Annotated in this window: 17 protein-coding genes; 8 read left to right on the top strand and 9 right to left on the bottom strand. The window is 36.3% G+C overall.

Going from position 1 to position 17,015, the window contains the following annotated elements; genetic code table 11:
- Positions 1-4 precede the first annotated feature (4 nt).
- The 8 genes from ACFFLS_RS25770 to ACFFLS_RS25735 form a co-directional block, all read right to left on the bottom strand.
- Complete coding sequence (locus tag ACFFLS_RS25770; protein WP_379682828.1) at positions 5-478, bottom strand: Dps family protein; 474 nt, start codon at positions 476-478, stop codon at positions 5-7.
- Between the two features lies 1 nt (position 479).
- Positions 480-908 (bottom strand): DoxX family protein, encoded by a 429-nt coding sequence (locus tag ACFFLS_RS25765; RefSeq protein ID WP_379682827.1) that lies wholly within the window; start codon positions 906-908, stop codon positions 480-482.
- Between the two features lie 10 nt (positions 909-918).
- A complete protein-coding gene (locus ACFFLS_RS25760) occupies positions 919-2,805 on the bottom strand; it encodes an amidohydrolase (RefSeq protein WP_379682826.1) in 1,887 nt (628 codons plus the stop codon).
- 3 nt (positions 2,806-2,808) lie between these two features.
- Complete coding sequence (locus tag ACFFLS_RS25755; protein WP_379682825.1) at positions 2,809-3,543, bottom strand: M17 family peptidase N-terminal domain-containing protein; 735 nt, start codon at positions 3,541-3,543, stop codon at positions 2,809-2,811.
- Positions 3,544-3,694: 151 nt separating this feature from the next.
- Entirely contained in the window at positions 3,695-5,080 is a 1,386-nt protein-coding gene (locus ACFFLS_RS25750; RefSeq protein WP_379682824.1) for an alginate export family protein, read from the bottom strand.
- A gap of 72 nt (positions 5,081-5,152) precedes the next feature.
- A complete protein-coding gene (locus ACFFLS_RS25745; RefSeq protein WP_379682823.1) occupies positions 5,153-5,785 on the bottom strand; it encodes a hydrolase in 633 nt (210 codons plus the stop codon).
- A gap of 124 nt (positions 5,786-5,909) precedes the next feature.
- Positions 5,910-6,227, bottom strand: coding sequence for a phosphoribosylpyrophosphate synthetase (locus ACFFLS_RS25740; protein WP_379682822.1), 318 nt, complete (start codon positions 6,225-6,227; stop codon positions 5,910-5,912).
- Between the two features lie 67 nt (positions 6,228-6,294).
- Positions 6,295-7,113 carry an alpha/beta fold hydrolase gene (locus ACFFLS_RS25735; protein WP_379682821.1) on the bottom strand — a complete coding sequence of 273 codons (819 nt, stop codon included), beginning with the start codon at positions 7,111-7,113 and terminating at the stop codon, positions 6,295-6,297.
- A gap of 583 nt (positions 7,114-7,696) precedes the next feature.
- Here ACFFLS_RS25735 and ACFFLS_RS25730 point away from each other — a divergent pair.
- From ACFFLS_RS25730 to ACFFLS_RS25710, 5 genes are read left to right on the top strand one after another with little or no spacing between them, the layout of a single operon-like run.
- The gene (locus ACFFLS_RS25730) at positions 7,697-8,530 is read left to right on the top strand and encodes an STAS domain-containing protein (protein ID WP_379682820.1); all 834 of its coding nucleotides are present in this window, start codon (positions 7,697-7,699) and stop codon (positions 8,528-8,530) included.
- 23 nt (positions 8,531-8,553) lie between these two features.
- On the top strand, positions 8,554-8,955 hold the full coding sequence (locus ACFFLS_RS25725; protein WP_379682819.1) for an STAS domain-containing protein: 402 nt from the start codon (positions 8,554-8,556) through the stop codon (positions 8,953-8,955).
- A complete protein-coding gene (locus ACFFLS_RS25720) occupies positions 8,933-9,349 on the top strand; it encodes an anti-sigma regulatory factor (RefSeq protein ID WP_379682818.1) in 417 nt (138 codons plus the stop codon). Before ACFFLS_RS25725 ends, ACFFLS_RS25720 begins: the two co-directional genes overlap by 23 nt.
- Positions 9,342-10,355, top strand: coding sequence for a SpoIIE family protein phosphatase (locus tag ACFFLS_RS25715; protein ID WP_379682817.1), 1,014 nt, complete (start codon positions 9,342-9,344; stop codon positions 10,353-10,355). The genes ACFFLS_RS25720 and ACFFLS_RS25715 overlap by 8 nt, the downstream gene beginning before the upstream one ends.
- A 3-nt stretch (positions 10,356-10,358) precedes the next feature.
- A complete protein-coding gene (locus ACFFLS_RS25710; RefSeq protein WP_379682816.1) occupies positions 10,359-11,978 on the top strand; it encodes a sensor histidine kinase in 1,620 nt (539 codons plus the stop codon).
- 14 nt (positions 11,979-11,992) lie between these two features.
- Here ACFFLS_RS25710 and ACFFLS_RS25705 read toward each other — a convergent pair whose 3' ends face one another.
- Positions 11,993-13,063: an NAD(P)H-dependent flavin oxidoreductase gene (locus ACFFLS_RS25705; RefSeq protein ID WP_379682815.1), complete on the bottom strand. Its 1,071-nt coding sequence runs from the start codon at positions 13,061-13,063 to the stop codon at positions 11,993-11,995.
- Positions 13,064-13,547: 484 nt separating this feature from the next.
- Here ACFFLS_RS25705 and ACFFLS_RS25700 point away from each other — a divergent pair, with 484 nt between their 5' ends.
- The 3 genes from ACFFLS_RS25700 to ACFFLS_RS25690 all read left to right on the top strand — a co-directional run bounded on the left by ACFFLS_RS25700 (position 13,548) and on the right by ACFFLS_RS25690 (position 17,013).
- Positions 13,548-13,808: a hypothetical protein gene (locus tag ACFFLS_RS25700; RefSeq protein ID WP_379682814.1), complete on the top strand. Its 261-nt coding sequence runs from the start codon at positions 13,548-13,550 to the stop codon at positions 13,806-13,808.
- A 300-nt stretch (positions 13,809-14,108) separates the two neighbouring features.
- The gene (locus ACFFLS_RS25695) at positions 14,109-15,029 is read left to right on the top strand and encodes a hypothetical protein (protein WP_379682813.1); all 921 of its coding nucleotides are present in this window, start codon (positions 14,109-14,111) and stop codon (positions 15,027-15,029) included.
- A gap of 4 nt (positions 15,030-15,033) precedes the next feature.
- Positions 15,034-17,013, top strand: a complete 1,980-nt coding sequence (locus tag ACFFLS_RS25690) for a TonB-dependent receptor plug domain-containing protein (RefSeq protein ID WP_379682812.1) — start codon at positions 15,034-15,036, stop codon at positions 17,011-17,013.
- The last annotated feature ends 2 nt before the right edge of the window (positions 17,014-17,015 follow it).

The following is a 17,015-nucleotide window of genomic DNA, read 5'->3' as shown; positions in this document are numbered from 1 at the left end:
ATGATTAATTTAAATGAGCGCGAAGCATCCAAGCCATTTTTTCGTGATTTTCTACAAGTCCCGTAATAAAATCACTTGTTCCAGCATCTTGAAGTTCTCCGGCAATACTGTTAATGTTTTCACGCAAGTAAAAGATAATGCTTTCGTGATCTAGAAGTAATTCCTTGATAAATCCATTACTGTCGTTTTTCTCTTTTAATTCTTCTGAAAGATGAGTCAGAGCCAGAAAATCTTTTAGCGACGCAGGCGCATAATGCCCTAAGGATCTGATTCTTTCTGCAACAGTATCGACGATTTCATCAATTGCATCGTATTGTTGTTCGAAGAAAAGATGTTTGTTATAGAAATCAGGACCTTCAACATTCCAGTGTGCTCTTTTTGTTTTAGTATATAATACAAATTCATCTGCAAGAATTTTAGTTAATACATCTACTACTTTTGAGATGTTTTCTTGTTTAATTCCGATGTTTGCTTTCATTTTAAATTAGGTTTAATAAATAATAATCAAGTGAATATTTTCCTGCTCCAAGCGCAAGAATTAATAATAAGGACAAAGTGTACATGTATGGGACATCGCGCACTTCTAGCGAATCTTTTCTGTGAACTACAAAATATCCCACAGCTGTAACTCCAATTGTTGGCAATACGGCCAATCTGGTTCCGAGACCGAGAATGATAAAAAGCGGCACTACAGTATCAGAAAAAGTAGCAACTAATCCGTTGAGTTTTTCTGGTAGATGCAACGGATTCGGCACATGCTCTTTTTGGCCATTTTCTACACGGAATTTTTTCATGCCGTGTACTCTGAAAAGTTCAACAGCCAGCAGAATTCTAAAGAATAACAAAGCCAGATTGTTGAAGGATGTTCCTAAATCAGAGAATAAAATTTGTTTTATAAAATCAGTCATTTTTTTGAATTTAAAAAGCAAAGCAGGAACAGCCCAAAGCGCCCCAAAATGCATTATAATTGTTTACCGGAACATTGCTCAATCTTGCAACATCGTGATTGTGAGCATGAACATCACAACTTCCGCCACAACTGTGAATCTGAGCTGTCAGTTTTGGTTTAGCATTGGCTTTTGTGTTTTTTTCAATAGCGCTCTGCAAACCGCTTCTAACAGGATAACCGTTGTAAATAGTAGTTGGCGACCAGTCAGGAAGAATCGGAATGTGTGGCGGTGAAAACGAAGAAAAGTCTCCATTGGCGTACACAATTTTTCCATCGACCATAGTCAAATCAGCTTCGATTTTTTTGATTTCTTCATCATCAATCGTAAAATAATCACGGTCTAAAACCACTAAATCGGCAAACATTCCAACTTTAATATCACCTTTTTTGGTTTGTTCCTGAGAAAACCAAGCGCTTCCTCTTGTGTATAATTCCAAAGCAGTTTGTCGGTTTAAGCGTGTTTCGTTATACAATTGCAAACCTCCAACCGTTTTTCCAGCTGTCATCCAATACATAGAAACCCAAGGATTGTAACTGCTAACTCTAGTGGCATCAGAACCCGCACCAACCGGAACTTCCATTTCAATCATTTTTTTAATTGGTGGTGTGTTTTCGGCTGCTTTTGCTCCGTAACGATCGGTGAAATATTCTCCTTGATAAGCCATTCTGCTTTGAACTGCAATTCCGCCTCCAAGTGCTTTTACGCGTTCAATATTGCGTTCATCGATTGTTTCGGCATGATCAAAAATCCAAGGAAGTCCGTTAAATGGAATTTCACGATTTATTTTTTCGAAAACATTCAAAAATCTTGTAATGCTTTCGTTGTAAGTTGCATGAAGTCTGAACGGCCAGCGATTTTCGACCAAAAGGCGAACCACTTTTTCCAATTCAGCTTCCATGTTTTCAGGAAGATCTGGTCTTGGTTGCAAGAAATCTTCAAAATCGGCAGCAGAAAAAACTAACATTTCGCCAGCACCATTATGGCGGTACATATCGTCTCCTTGATATAATTTTACGGTGTCGATCCAATCTGAAAAATCTTCAAATTCGTGTTTTGGTTTTTGAGTAAAAAGATTGTAGGCTATTCTTACCGTCAATTGTTTCTTTTCATTCAATTCATTAACCACTTTATAATCGTCGGGAAAGTTCTGAAATCCTCCTCCTGCGTCAATAACACTTGTAATTCCGAAGCGGTTGAGTTCTTTCATAAAATGACGAGTCGAATTGAGCTGATGTTCGTATGAAAGAGTAGGACCTTTAGCCAGAGTAGAATACAAAATCATTGCATTTGGAGTTGCAATTATAAGTCCCGTTGGCTCTCCGTTTGCATCTCTTTCAATGTGTCCTCCAGGAGGCGCAGGAGTATTTTTGTTATAACCAACCGCTTTTAATGCCGCCCTGTTCATGATTGCTCTGTCATACAAATGAAGGATAAAAACAGGTGTTTCTGGAGCAATGGCATTGATCTCTTCTAAAGTCGGCATTCTGCGTTCTGCAAACTGAAACTCAGTCCAGCCTCCCACAACACGAACCCATTGCGGATTTGGTGTGCGGTCTACCTGTTCTTTAAGCATTCGTAGTGCATCGGCAAGTGAAGGAACACCATCCCAGCGCAATTCTAAGTTATAATTTAATCCTCCTCGAATCAGGTGAATATGCGAATCGTTAATTCCCGGAACGACTCTTCGGTTCAAAAGATCGATGATTTTTGTTTCTTCAGAAGCAAATTCCATAACACTGCTGTCGTTTCCAACCGCTATAAATTTACCATCTTTAATGGCAACTGCGGTCACATTTGGAGTTTCGGCATTGAAACTATGAATTTTGCCATTAAATAAAATTAAATCTGCTTTCATAATTTAAGATTTAGCGTTAAGTTTTGCGATTGCTTCTTTGATTCCTTCTCCTGCAACAGTATAAAAAGCCGGTCCAGCTAGAAGAATGATTTTGCTCAAAGGTTTGTGGTCAGATAATCTTTTGTCTTTTAAATAAGTCTGTGTTCTATAAGCTTCAAAAGAACCTAAAACTACATTTTCTGCTACTAAAGCCGTTGGAGAATCAATTCCGGCATCTTTGATATCGCTTGCAAAAGAAAAATCAGTCGCGCCCAGACGAAGTGCTTCGCGCATAGCCGTGCTTCCAACGCTGATCATCAAATCGGGTATAAATTTATTGCGATCGCCTAAACCAATTAATAATAATTTTTTTGAAGCCAAAGTGCCTTTAGGAGGTGTGATTAATAAAGTTTCAAGAGAATGACCTGTAAATTTTCCGCTTTTACGCAATTCGGTTATGATGCCTTTTAGAGCGTCATCTAAATGCACCATTCCGTTTAGGTTTGCAGGAAGTGCTGGTGGATTAAAGATATCGCCTTCTGTGTATTCAAAAACACAGGCAACCTGTAATTCTGCAACTGCGGCAGACGGTCCTTGAACCAATCCATTTACTGCAACGCCGTCTACTTTACCCCAAGTTGTAGTCGAGCCAAGTGCAGCATTTTGTGCAGAAACAGAAGTAGTTAAGCCTGTGAATATTAGAAGAATTAGAATGATTTTTCTAATTGTATATTTTTTGAAAAAGGTTGCTTTTTTCATATTTAGAAATTTAGTTGATGTTGTTTTGTATAACATAGAATTTGACGCGGATTTAAACAGTTTCTATTTTCAGGATTTTATTAAAAAAATCTGTTTTTTATCTGCGTTTTCGCGATAGCGAATCCGTTTTATCTGTGTGCTATTTATGTTCTTAAAATTTAAACCCGAGTCTGGCATTAAAGAAAACACCGTCTTTCGAATTTGGAATAATGTCGTTGATAAAAGCACCAGTTTTAAAATACTGAATACCGCTCACGACTGAAATATATTTGTTGACGCTATAAGTGAAATTGGCCAAATAAGCCGTTCCGATATAACGTTCGTCTGATGCGCTTCCTGCAAGATTCAATGTACCGCTTGGTCTGTAAACACCGTCATTGGTAGAATACCTCCAATTGAAAACAACATCTACTTGCATTTTTAATTCTGGAAGTAAATCCAGTGTAGCATACGGATGAATATCGATTAGATTGACAGGACCAACCTGTGGACTAAAACCAAAATAACCTCCTTTTGGATATAACGGATTAAACGTTTGCAGGTTTTCATTGTTTTTGTTTAAATCTCCCGAGATATAATCATTGCGCAGATTGATGGTTGGCTTAAATTTGGTGTTTTCAAAAGAATAACCAATATCTGCAGATGCTGTCCAGGCATTTATATTTCCAGAACCAAAACTTCCGAATTGATAAGCGGCTTCTAGATTGTAAATAAAACCGCCTCCGTATTTCCAGAATCTGGTTCCAGCAGTATGCCTTTTTTCGGGAGCGATTCCTTGTTCAAAGAGCGATTCATTTCTTTTTATTCCGAGATAATACAAATCTAAATTTCCTGCTTTCGGAAATATTATTTTAGAATAAGCCCCCCAAAGATTCAGTTGCTTAGACATTTTATTATCAAAAACACCTGCATAAATAGTGTCGGCCATCATAGCAAAAGCGTCAATCGAAAATCGGGACGAAGCGTACATGATTTTTCCTCCTGTAAAATAAAGCCTTGCATTAGGTCCTTCTCTCACCGAAATTAATCTTCCTGAGCCGTAATCGAGTTCCTGTCTTCCGGCGCGAAGTATCAGTTTTTTATCTTTTTGTTGCCATAGCGTTACATCCAAAAAAAGATTTTGAATATTCAGCTGGTCTTCATCGATTCCTCTCGGGCCGTTAATTCTTCCATCCTGCAAGGCGCTTCTTAATTGTGCAAATACTCTAAAGTTTTTTCCTAAATGAATGTCTGCATGAAGATCATAACGCTGCAAAAGAAAATTGTTATGGCCGATATTGAGTCTTCCCCAATCTTCATTATTGAAATCAACATATTCATATCGTGCTTCGCCTCCAAAAGAGAGGTAAAAATCTTTCTCTTGATTTAATGGAACAAATTTTAAATTCTCATAAAAGTTTCGCGAAGAATCTTTTAGGGATTCATAATTTTCATCGTAACGCAAAAGTTTAAAATTTTGTGCCGATGCAATAGTTCCTAAAAAGAGAAAAAGAAAAAGTGATTTGACGATTTTCGATATGGATTTTGCTGATTCCAAAGTAATGAAGGCTTAGAGATTGTATTTATTTTTGTTTCAAGTTTCAAGTTTCAAGTTTCAAATTGAAATGAATTAGTGTTTCAACATATTGTGAGCGTAGTGAATTCCCAATCCGTAAGAGCCACCATGTTTTTTCATTAAGTTCGTTACAGGAACATAAGTTTCCTCACGAGCCCAATCTCTTTGAAGTTCCAATAAATATTGGATTGAAGTGATAGGCATTGCGCCAGCTTGAACCATTCTTTGTATCGCACGCTCGTGAGCTTCTGCGCTAACATCTCCGCAGGCATCTGTAATGATGTAAACTTCATAACCTTCTTCGATAGCCGATAATGCTGGGCCTACAATACAAACACTTGTCCATAAACCAGCCAAAACGATTTTTTTCTTGTTTTTTGCCACGATGGCTTTATAAGCATTTTCGTCTTCCCAAGTATTCATTGAGGTACGGTCAATATATCCTGAAGTTGCGATTGGATAAAATTCTTCTACTTCTGGAAAAACTGGACCTGAGAAACTTTCTTCTGCAACAGTTGTTACAACAGTCGCAACATCAAATATTTTTGAAGCGCCACTAATGATAGCAACGTTGTTTCTTAATTCGCTTAATGGAATATTATGTGTTGCAAATGCCATTTGCCCTTCAAAGTCAATTAATACTAAAGCGTGATTATCTGGAGATAATAAGTTTACTGATGGTTTCATAGTTATTTATTTTTAAAGTTATTTTTTAAGATTAGGCTATTTTAGAGCCAAATATTCAATTTGTTGTTATACAATAGGTTCTGGATAAAACCTGATTTTTTATTTACGGTATTTCCTAATTTTGTTAATGTGTAGAAAGTTTCCTGATCATTTCGGCAGAAACAGAATCAGCATAAATTCCGAAGGCGCTGGTTAAAACACCTTTTATAGCATAAACTTCAGATACAATTCCGTACACGATATCTTCGTCTCCAGGATTTGTATCTCCCTCAAAACGAAAAAGATATTCGATCTTAAATTCGTCAGGAGACATGGATTGTGAATTGTTATTGTAACGAATACAATTGACATCAAGATTGAAATTTTGCGTAAAACCTTGATTATTCAGCCATTGTAAAGCTTCGGTAACTGTGTCAAAAGCGGGTGGTTGAAATGGATTCATACGTTAGAAGTTTTAAACTGTCTGCGGATAAATGAAAAGCGCAGACAGTTTTAATTAATAAAACAGCTTATGCTTTAATAAAATCTAAAATATCGTTGTTGATTGTTTCAGCATTTAGGGTTGGCATACCGTGAGAGAATCCAGGATATCCGATTAATTTTCCGTTTTTCAAAAGTGCCGCCGCTTTTGGTGCTTGATGGTAAGGAACAATCTGGTCGTCTTCGCCATGCAATACAAGAACAGGAATTTCTAAACTCTTAAGGTCTTCTGTGAAATCAGATTCAGAAAAAGCTTTAATGCCTTCATAATGAGCCAAAACAGAACCCATCATTCCTTGGCGCCACCAGTTTTGTTTGATACCTTCTTGAACAGTCGTTCCTTCGCGGTTCCATCCATAAAAAGCAATTGGAAAATCATGGTAGTATTGTGCTCTGTTGAATCCTGTACCTTTTCTGATTTCATCAAAAATCGCTAATGGCACACCTTCTGGATTAGTTTCGCTCTGAATCATTATCGGAGTAATAGCACTAATGATTACTGCTTTTGCAATTCTTCCTTTTCCGTATTTAGCGGCATATCGTATCACTTCTCCCCCTCCGGTTGAGTGGCCAATGTGTATAGCATCTTTAAGATCCAAAGCTTCAGTCAGTTCGGCGATGTCTGCTGCATAAGTGTCCATATTGTTTCCTTCTGAACTCTGTCCTGAACGTCCGTGTCCGCGGCGATCGTGTGCAATAACTCTGTAACCTTGTTTTAGGAAAAACATCATTTGTGTATCCCAGTCGTCACTTGATAAAGGCCATCCGTGGTGAAAAACAACCGGCTGTCCTTTTCCCCAATCTTTGTAATAAATTTGTGTTCCGTCTTTTACTGTAATTGTGCTCATTTTTGTATGGTTTTAGATTATTAAATGTTTCGATTAATCGAAATTTAAACTTGTGGTCAAAGCTGTTTTTTTAATGCTTTTGTTTTCTGTTAAAATTTCTTCTGCAAACTTAGAGCAGGTGCAGAAAGTTGTTGATTAATCTAGATTAAGAAATGAATTTTTATATTTTAAATTATTGTCTTACAGTGTTGTAAGGTGTTTTTGAAATTTGAATCGGAATTTTTTCAGGGATTTTTCTAAGTCTTTTCATGTTTACATTTTTTAATGAATATTGGATGCCAGACATTAGCCAAATTATGTGCCTAAAAGAAAAGATTCTTTGTTTTCAACGGTTTGCAGATTTATGCCGTTTTTTTTATTTACGATATATCGTTAATTTATTAAAAAAAGTTTTTACATGATAAATAAATCATGCATTCAAAGCAACCTATTTAAATAAAACAGCCATATTTCAGGCTGTAAGCGAGCAAAATAAATTGTTTCTACAAAAAGGAATTTATTTTTAAGATTTTTTTCTTTTTTTTTGAAATATTAGCCTTTTTTTATTATTATATTTGTTAGAGAAACCCAAATATCACAACAAATGCAAAAAAACGTTTTAGCAAGCCTAAAGGAATATGAAAGCAAATTAAACACTATCTGGACACAACTTCTTCTAGAAAGAGGATCGACTGATGGAGCAACTGAGGAAGAAGAATCAAAAGAGTTTACAACGCTTTTCTTAGAGGCTATAAAACAAGGTGGCAACAGTGCAGACTTAAATTCTGAAGAATTTGAAAAACTATATGATTTACTGACAGGAATCTCAATATCGAGAGCAAAACGCGGTTTTTCGCCACGCGAAACAGGACAGTATATTATTTCTTTCAAAGAAGCAGCTTCAAAGATTTTATCCGATATCGAAAGTGACCCAGCAGTACTTTATGCTGCAAATCTCGAGTTAAATAATGTCGTAGACAATCTTACGATTATGACTTTTGAGTCTTTCCTAAAAGGACGCGAAGATGTAATTTCAAGACAAACAGACGAAATCAGCGAAATTTCTACTCCAGTTATCCGTGTTTGGGAAGGTGTTGTTGCATTGCCTATTATTGGAACATTAGACAGCTCCCGTACGCAGATTGTAATGGAGAATCTATTACAGCAAATAGTAGATACAGGAAGTTCAATTGCGATTCTGGATATTTCTGGAGTGCCAGCGGTAGATTCTCTTGTTGCACAGCATTTAATCAAAACAGTTAGTGCAACACGTTTAATGGGAGCCGAGTGCATTATAAGCGGAATTCGTCCAGAAATTGCACAGACTGTTGTGCATTTGGGTATAGATCTTACAGGAATTGTTACAAAAGCAACTCTTGCAAGTGCTTTAAAGACAGCATTTGATATGCTGCAACTTACGGTGGTGAAAAGAAAATAGTCTATTTAGATTTTTTGAATGATATGGAAAGAATTCCGATACTAAAGATGGGAGATTTTCTGTTGGTGACAATACAAGTTGATTTGTATGACCAATTAGCAGAAAACCTAGAATCTGACTTAATAAATACAATCAATAAACATAGTTCTAAAGGTGTTTTAATTGATATATCAGCTGTCTCCATAATTGATTCGTTTATGGGACGTATACTAGGTAATATAGCGGTAATGGCCAAAATATTGGACGCACAGACAGTAGTTGTAGGAATGCAGCCTGCTGTTGCAATTACATTAGTAGAACTTGGATTGTCATTAAATGGTGTTATTAGCGCCCTAAATGTTGAAAAGGGTATGGATCTGCTTCGCGCAAAAATGTATAAGGGCGATAACGAAGAACAGATCGATGATGATAACAGCGACCAATAAAGTAGAAATTGCAATCGTAAGAGAACAAGACGTGGTGCCGTTGCGTAACCGCGTGAAAGATTATGGCGTAAAAGCAGGAATGAGTATTTTAAACCAAACCAAGCTTATTACCGCCACAAGCGAACTCGTGCGCAATCTTTTGAAATATGGAGGAGGAGGAAAAGTTCTGGTTGAAGAAGTCAGTAACGGACGCGATAAAGGTGTTCGTGCAACTTTTATAGACAATGGTCCAGGCATAGTAGATATTGACCTAGCCATGAAAGATGGATACAGTACAGGGAAAAGTCTTGGACTGGGATTACCCGGAACCAAAAGACTTGTTAATGAATTTGATATAAAAACAGAAATGGGAGTTGGAACGACTGTTACTATAATAAAATGGAAAAATGGATAGTACTTTTTCCAGCTATAAAATTGAAGACCGAAGTCTGGTGGCTTTTATAAAGAGAGAAATACATAACCTTGCCCTCCAAGCAGGTTTCAGTGTTCATCGCGCGGCAGAAACAGATATAATTGTTGCCGAATTAACATCAAACCTTATCAAATATGCCAACGGAGGTGAATTTTTATACCGTAGCCGTGAAGTAAAAGGGCATAATGAAATTGAAATTTACTGTATTGACAATGGTAAAGGCATTGATAACGTCGTTAAAATAATGAATGATGGTTATTCATCAGGAAATACTTTAGGACATGGACTGGGATCTATTAAAAGGCTGAGCAATGATTTTCAGATATATTCACGCAAAGATTGGGGAACTGTACAGTATGTAAGAATCTGCGAAAAGGCTGATACATTTGTTTCTCGAGAGGAATCTGGATTTAATAGCGCCGTAATAAATGTTAATTATCCGGGAGAGTTGGTCTGCGGAGATGGGTATCACGTAAAATATACTGCTAAAGGATTTCAAATATTTGTAGGAGATGGTCTCGGTCATGGCACAAATGCCAACGAAGCGGTTGAAATGGGAATAAAAGCTTTTATAAGATCTAAAGGAGAAGATGCTGCGGAAATATTAAAAGAGGTTCACGAAGCAGTAAAAAAATCAAGAGGACTTGTAGCATCGATTGCCTGTGTAGATTATAAAACAGAAACATGGAATATCTGCGGTATTGGTAATATCAATACGCGAATCTACAAAGGTTTGGAAAATAAAACGTTTACGCCGTATAACGGAATCATAGGAATGAATATTCCGCGAACAATGAAAAGTACCATTTATCCTTATGCAAAACATCAGATAATCATTATGCACAGCGATGGATTGCGAACCAGATGGAATCTAAACGAGATGATGTCAATCATTAAACAGAGTTCGGGTGTAATAGCGGCTTCATTATATAAAGATAATCTCAGAGGTACAGACGACGCAACGGTGTTGGTTGGAAAAATAATTTAGGCTATGAAAGAGATTGTAAGTATAAATCTTGATAATGAAATGGACCTGATTCTGGCTCATAGGCGATCAATGAAAATTGCAGAGATGTGCGGTATGCCTTCTTCATTTCAAACCAGATTTGCTACTGCTGTTTCAGAGGTTGCAAGATGTTCTATTGCGATTGGTGAAAATTCTGTACTCACACTGGGAATCAATGTCATAAAAACAACTCATAAAGAAATTGTGGCCATTGTCAGAGATTCTAATGATTTGAAAAAGTGCAATCCAGAGGCTTTTAAATATGCAGCCAAACTTTCTGGAAATATAGAATACAGTTATGAAAATAATTCTTCTATAACGCAGTTCAGCCAGAAAGTGCTTTCTCCTGGATTGCTTTCTGAAGCAAAAATTAAAAGTCTTGCCGACTATTTTAAATACGAATCGCCGCTTTCTCCTTATGACGAAATCCGAAAGAAAAACATAGAACTTATAGCACTTTCGGAGAAATTAGGAGAAACTGAAAACAGATACAGGCAATTAGCCAACACAATTCCGATTCTCATCTGCATCATTAACGAACGCAATCATGTATTGCTTACAAATGAATTTTTCCAAGGATTTTTGAAATTTCCATTTATTGTTTTTGAACGTAAGGATTTGAGCACTTTTATTCATCCTGATGATTTAGAAAGTATCATTGATAATTGGAACAAAGTAAAGAAAAACCGTGGCGAATATTACGGCGAAACCCGCATTAAAAAAGGAGACGCCTATAGATGGCATTTAATTTCTATAATTCCGAATAAGGCAGAAGACAGTTCATTTACCAATTGGCTGGTTTATTTTGTAGACATTCATGCCCAAAAAACGGTAGAAGAAACGCTTAAGAATAATTCTGAATTGAAATTGATTCAGCGCGAATTGGAAAATGCCAATTCGAAGCTTATGTTCAAAAATAAAGAATTACAACAGTTTGCTTATATTGCAAGCCACGATTTACAGGAACCGCTAAGAAAAATCAGGATAATGCTTTCGCGCGCAGGCGAAGGATTGAGCGAAGAACAGAAAAACAAATATTATTTTGATAAAATCAATAGTGCGGCAGGACGAATGTCAGACTTGATTTCTGATGTGCTCAATTATTCAAGAGTAGACAATAATGTGCATACGCTTCTCCCAGTTGATCTTAATGAAATTCTGCTGGAAACCATAAACGATTTAAGTCTGATAATTGACGAAAAGAATGCGATTATTAACATTAATCCGCTTCCTGTTGTTGCAGGATTAAGTACGCAATTGCGTCAATTGTTTTTTAATCTAGTCAACAACGCTCTTAAATTTAATTCTTCGGAACCTGTTGTGACAATTAGTGCCGATGACGAAAGTAAGGCATTGCTGGATAAGTATAAACCGCAAGGAAATTACCATTTAATCATTATTTCAGATAATGGAATAGGGATGGACAGTAAATATTCGGGACGGATATTTGATATGTTTCAGCGCTTGCACGATAGAGATCAATATGGCGGTAACGGAATCGGGCTGGCGCTCTGCAAAAGAATTATCGAAAATCATAACGGTGTGCTTAATTTTACCAGCGAGCCTGGAAAAGGAACCACATTCTATATTTATTTGCCGAAATAAAAAACATGCAATTCCTACTTTATAAATTTAGGAGTTTCGGCAATCAATTCCTGCATTAACTGCGAAGCATTGCGATGTTTTAAATTGGCAGTATTTTGCCCCGACCAAAAATTTACCAAATCTGCTCGGCCTTGAGCAAGAGCTGCGATTTTTAAAGGAGTGATTAATTTGGTTTGCAAGGGAAAAGGCAAGACTTCGGTTTCAAAAGCAATTTCTTCTGCGATTTTATTACTTACCATTCTTCCCATTCTTCCAGTAAGAGATTTTGAAATTACAGTAGCATTCGAAATGTCAGAAAATAAAATTTCCTTATGAAGCGGTACTGCAGCCGATTCGTCTGTTGCCAGAAATGCTGTGCCTAACTGTACAGCATCGGCTCCCAAAGTAAGTGCCGCCGCAATCCCTTTAGCATCTGTTATGCCGCCAGCCGCAATTATAGGTGTCTTGATTTTAGCTTTTAATTGTTGCAAGAGGCTGAATAATCCTGTGAAAGATTCTTGTGCGGGTTTCAGAAAAGAAGGACGGTGTCCTCCGGCTTCAAATCCGGCCGCAACGATGGCATCTACTTGAGCTTCTTCTAAAATAAGAGCTTCTTCAAGGGTCGTGGCAGCACCAACAGTTTTGATTCCTAATTTTCTGCTTTCGGCTAAAATTTCTTTGGAAGGAATTCCAAAAATAAAACTGAAAACAGCAGGTTTGATGCGGAATAAAACTTCAACCTGATTTTCAAATTTTGAAGGAATATCAGTCGAAAGTTCAGGAAGCGGAATTCCTAATTCATCAAAATAGGGCTTAAAGAGGAGTTTGATTTTTTCTAATTTTTCCTGTGGATAATTTATAAGGGTTTTGTCAACATCATCAACCCACAAATTAATGTTATACGGTTTAGAGGTTGCCGCTTTTATGGCTTTATCAGCTTCTAAAATTTCATCGGGACTTAGAGTGTAAGCGCCGTAACTGCCCAAACCGCCGGCGTTGCTTACAGCTGCAAGAAGAGAAGGAGTAGAAAAACCACCTCCCATTGGTCCCTGTAAAATGGGATAATCTATACCGAATAATTGCGTTATCTTAGTTGAATTCCACATCAGTTTCTTAGTTTACATTTGTTGCTGCTTGTTTCCATCCACTAAGATACAACATGATTGAACTTAAATTTAGAAGTTTTTGTTCTTATTTAAAGTAACGCCGTTGGTGAAAATACAATACCATAGTTTCATTCAACAAAATAAAATCTATTTTGATCTGCAGAAATCTTTAAAAATCAGCGTGAAATACTTTTTGCGCATCGATTTTTTTACGCAGATTTAAACAGATTTAAATTTAAACTGATAAGTAAAATTGAAAAATAATAATTTCACCCAACGGGTTAAAGTAATTCTAATAAAACTAAAATTTTTGTTATCATTAAAAGTAAAAAAGATGTACTTTTGTGAACAAATAGTTAATAAGCAGTTGAAAAGGTTATTCATCATAGTACTTTCCATTTTAATTTTATCCCCGTCATTTGGGAGCTTATTCATTTATGCTTCATTTAAAATCAATCAAAAAGAAATAGCCCAAACTATTTGTGTGCAGCGAAAATCAGTTTTTAATAGTTGTAACGGACGCTGTGAACTTCAAAAAAGCATAAAAAAATATTCTGACAACGAAAGAAAAATGCAGAACATCCTAAAAGATAAATTAGAGGTTGTGTATATTCAGAATGTTGGAATCTTAGAATTTACTGTTGTTCCAGTAATTGAATCTAAAGAAAACAATTCCCTTTTGTTTGATAAAAAGCCAGTAGGAGCTTCAAATCTTACGTTCCATCCTCCGGTCTATTTCGTATAGATCAAAAATTCAGTTTATATAAGTTAATTTTCGATTTGAAGATTGATGCAGCTTTTGCTGATGGTCGCTCTGTATCCAAAATCTTGGTATTGGCTTTGGGCATTTGCTATTCAAATATTCCAAGCAAACGGCTCATAACTTCTTAAAACTGATTTTTCTGATTTCTTTCGTAATTGAAGAAACGCTTTGCCGAACCTTCATTTACACTTCTATTATCTTGGTTAATTAATGGTTCCGATGGTTTGGTAACATCAAATTGTCGTATGCCACATTATGTAGTCTTTAACCCTCAATATCAAAATGAAATTTTTTAATTTTTTGGTAATCGCAATTTTTGCGCTTACCTCGTGTACACTTGACAAAACAGATTACGAAGCCGAAACAGGTTTAGAAATTCCTGAGTTGTCTGAATTTAAGGAAGCCGTTTCGTTTACGACAGGTAATTATAAAGTAAGCATCGAAGCTCTAAACGGAACTTTTTATAAAGGTTATAATGAGCTTCATTTGAAAGTTTTAAATACACAAACAAATCAAACCATAACGCCTTCTGCTGTTACTTTCCTGCCTGTAATGACGAACTCAGTTGATTTTCATACTTCATGTCCGCATCAATACAATTTAGAATATAATACAGTTGCTAAATATCACAGCGGCTATTCTGTATTTACAAGCGAAAGCAATGCTTCTAACAATTGGGAACTATATCTTTCTTTTACCGTTGACAATCAGAAATATGAAGTTAACAAAGAGATTTCTATAGAAAAGCAGAGTAATAAAAACCTGAACATGACTGCCTTTACAGGAAAAGATGGTGAAGAGTATTTTATAGCATTGACTGCGCCTCAAAAACCAAAAGTGGCAGAAAATGCATTGGTAGCAGGAATTTATAAATACAACAAACCAACCACAATAGTAGGAACTTTTCCGGATCCGTCGCAATTTTCTTATTCAGAGGTAACGGGATATACATTAAAACTGGATCCGAGAATGCCAGAACCTTCTATGGGAAATCATTCTTCTCCTAATAATAAAGATTTGACCCAACAAAACGATGGATTTTATCATGGCGTTGTCAATTATACCATGACTGGAAATTGGACACTGAACTTGATTTTAATGAATCAAAACGGATTGATTCTTAAAGGAACTGTTGTTCCATCTGATTTTACGCCCGGTGTCGAAGGAGTAAAAAGCGAATTATACATTGATACTTTATTCTAGACACATGAAATATTTTATAGTAGTACTCTTTTTGGGAATGTCACTGAATGCTCAAAATAATCATGCACATCATGATAGTATCAAAAATCTAGAAGAAGTAAAAGTACAAAGCGCCACAAAAAAGAAAATTGAGACTGAGATGAAAATGGCCGTTTCTGTTGATGAGTTTTTGTCTTCTTCTGATAATATAAGTTTCATAAAAAGAGGAGCTTATGCATGGGAACCGCTTTTGAACAATATGAGTACAGAACGTTCTCAAGTTACGATTGACGGAATGCATGTTTTTGGAGCTTGTACGGATAAAATGGATCCGATTACCTCTTATGTAGAAAGCAATAATCTCGCGTCAATAGATATTAAATCTGGACAGGAGGGAAGCCTTCATGGAGCGACCGTTGCCGGAAGCATCGATTTAAAACGAAAAAGTACGTCTTTTAGTCCCGAACCAAAATGGAAGGGTGTTTATCAGACTGGTTTTGAGTTTAATAATAAACAGTTTTTCAATCTCGGAAATGTCTCTTATTCAACCCATAAATTTGTTGCCGATGGAAGTATTTCGTACCGAACTGCCGATAATTATTTTGATGGAAACAACGATGAGGTCAAACATTCGCAATATAATAAGTTCAATACTTCGTTGGGATTGGCTTACAAAACCACTGATTTGTCTTCTGTAAGAGTTGATGCGATTTTTGATGTGGCGAAAGATGTTGGTTTTCCGGCATTGCCGATGGATTTATGGCTTTCTCGTGCTTTGATTACATCGGCTTCTTATAAACAATTGTTTGAAGACGGATTGTTTAGAGTGGTGGATACCAAGATTTATTACAATGCCATTGAGCATTATATGGATGATACGACTCGTCCCGAAAACTTAGTTCATATGGATATGCCAGGATGGAGCACGACTTACGGATTGGTTTCTAAAGCTAATTTGAAAACAAATAGTTATTCTTCTGAAATTTCATTGAATGCTTACGATAATGTATCTATTGCAGAAATGCGAATGTATCCGCAAGATAGAAGTAACAGAACGATGTTTGCTTACAGCTGGCCTTGGGTTACGACTCGCTTTGCAGGGCTTGCGATGAACAATTCATGGGATGTTTCAGAGAAAAGTCAAATCAATTTGGGGGGTTCTTTAGGTGTCAATTACAACTATTCTAAATATGTCGAATTCAACTGGATTTTCCATCCAGGTGCTTCTCAGGAAAAAACGAGATTTCTACCAAGTCTTCATGCCAGTTACCAACTGAATATCGACCAGTTTAATTTTTCGGTTGGAACGGGTTACGGCCATAGAGCGCCTTCTGTTTCTGAAGGTTATGGATATTACATTTACAATAGTTTTGACCGTTACGATTATATCGGAAATCCAGATTTAAAAAATGAAATTTCGTATGAAGGAAATGCATCTGCGGGTTTTAAAAACGAAAGATTAAGCATTCAAGGAAAAATAAATTACTTCTACATCCAAAATTATATCATCGGAAGAATTTTAAGCATGGGAAGCCCTATGAATTACCAATCTGTTGGTGTTAAAGGCTATACTTCATTAGACTATGCTAGACTTTTGAATATGTCTATGAATGTCAGCTACGATATTTTGGAACATTTACATTGGAAAGGAATGCTTACCTACGCGCGAGGAACCGATAATAAAGACGGAAATCTGCCTTTTATTCGTCCGTTAAGTTATCTGACTTCGCTTCATTTTATGCATAAAAATTTCGGAATCCAGACTTCTGTAAATGGTGATTTCGAACAAATCAATTACAGTCCAGAATATGGAGAAGATTTAACTCCAGCTTATACCATTTGGAATCTTTCGGCTGATTATACTTTTAAAATCAATAAAGTACAAAGCACCGTTCAGGTTGGCGCAGAAAATTTATTAAATGAATATTACAGCACCTATGCCGATTGGGGAAATATTCCAAGAATGGGCCGTAATATTTTTACTTCATTAAAAGTAAGTTTTTAAGA

It is taken from the genome of Flavobacterium procerum, assembly GCF_042431625.1.
Taxonomy (GTDB): Bacteria; Bacteroidota; Bacteroidia; order Flavobacteriales; family Flavobacteriaceae; genus Flavobacterium; species Flavobacterium procerum.
The sequence above is the reverse complement of the archived record's forward strand: the minus strand, read 5'-3'. Positions and strand labels throughout refer to the sequence as shown.

Coding starts and splice junctions, on each gene's coding strand:
- ACFFLS_RS25770 (WP_379682828.1), bottom strand. CDS start 478: ATGAAAGCAAACATCGGAATTAAACAAGAAAACATCTCAAAAGTAGTA.
- ACFFLS_RS25765 (WP_379682827.1), bottom strand. CDS start 908: ATGACTGATTTTATAAAACAAATTTTATTCTCTGATTTAGGAACATCC.
- ACFFLS_RS25760 (WP_379682826.1), bottom strand. CDS start 2,805: ATGAAAGCAGATTTAATTTTATTTAATGGCAAAATTCATAGTTTCAAT.
- ACFFLS_RS25755 (WP_379682825.1), bottom strand. CDS start 3,543: ATGAAAAAAGCAACCTTTTTCAAAAAATATACAATTAGAAAAATCATT.
- ACFFLS_RS25745 (WP_379682823.1), bottom strand. CDS start 5,785: ATGAAACCATCAGTAAACTTATTATCTCCAGATAATCACGCTTTAGTA.
- ACFFLS_RS25740 (WP_379682822.1), bottom strand. CDS start 6,227: ATGAATCCATTTCAACCACCCGCTTTTGACACAGTTACCGAAGCTTTA.
- ACFFLS_RS25735 (WP_379682821.1), bottom strand. CDS start 7,113: ATGAGCACAATTACAGTAAAAGACGGAACACAAATTTATTACAAAGAT.
- ACFFLS_RS25730 (WP_379682820.1), top strand. CDS start 7,697: ATGCAAAAAAACGTTTTAGCAAGCCTAAAGGAATATGAAAGCAAATTA.
- ACFFLS_RS25725 (WP_379682819.1), top strand. CDS start 8,554: ATGGAAAGAATTCCGATACTAAAGATGGGAGATTTTCTGTTGGTGACA.
- ACFFLS_RS25720 (WP_379682818.1), top strand. CDS start 8,933: ATGATGATAACAGCGACCAATAAAGTAGAAATTGCAATCGTAAGAGAA.
- ACFFLS_RS25715 (WP_379682817.1), top strand. CDS start 9,342: ATGGATAGTACTTTTTCCAGCTATAAAATTGAAGACCGAAGTCTGGTG.
- ACFFLS_RS25710 (WP_379682816.1), top strand. CDS start 10,359: ATGAAAGAGATTGTAAGTATAAATCTTGATAATGAAATGGACCTGATT.
- ACFFLS_RS25705 (WP_379682815.1), bottom strand. CDS start 13,063: ATGTGGAATTCAACTAAGATAACGCAATTATTCGGTATAGATTATCCC.
- ACFFLS_RS25695 (WP_379682813.1), top strand. CDS start 14,109: ATGAAATTTTTTAATTTTTTGGTAATCGCAATTTTTGCGCTTACCTCG.
- ACFFLS_RS25690 (WP_379682812.1), top strand. CDS start 15,034: ATGAAATATTTTATAGTAGTACTCTTTTTGGGAATGTCACTGAATGCT.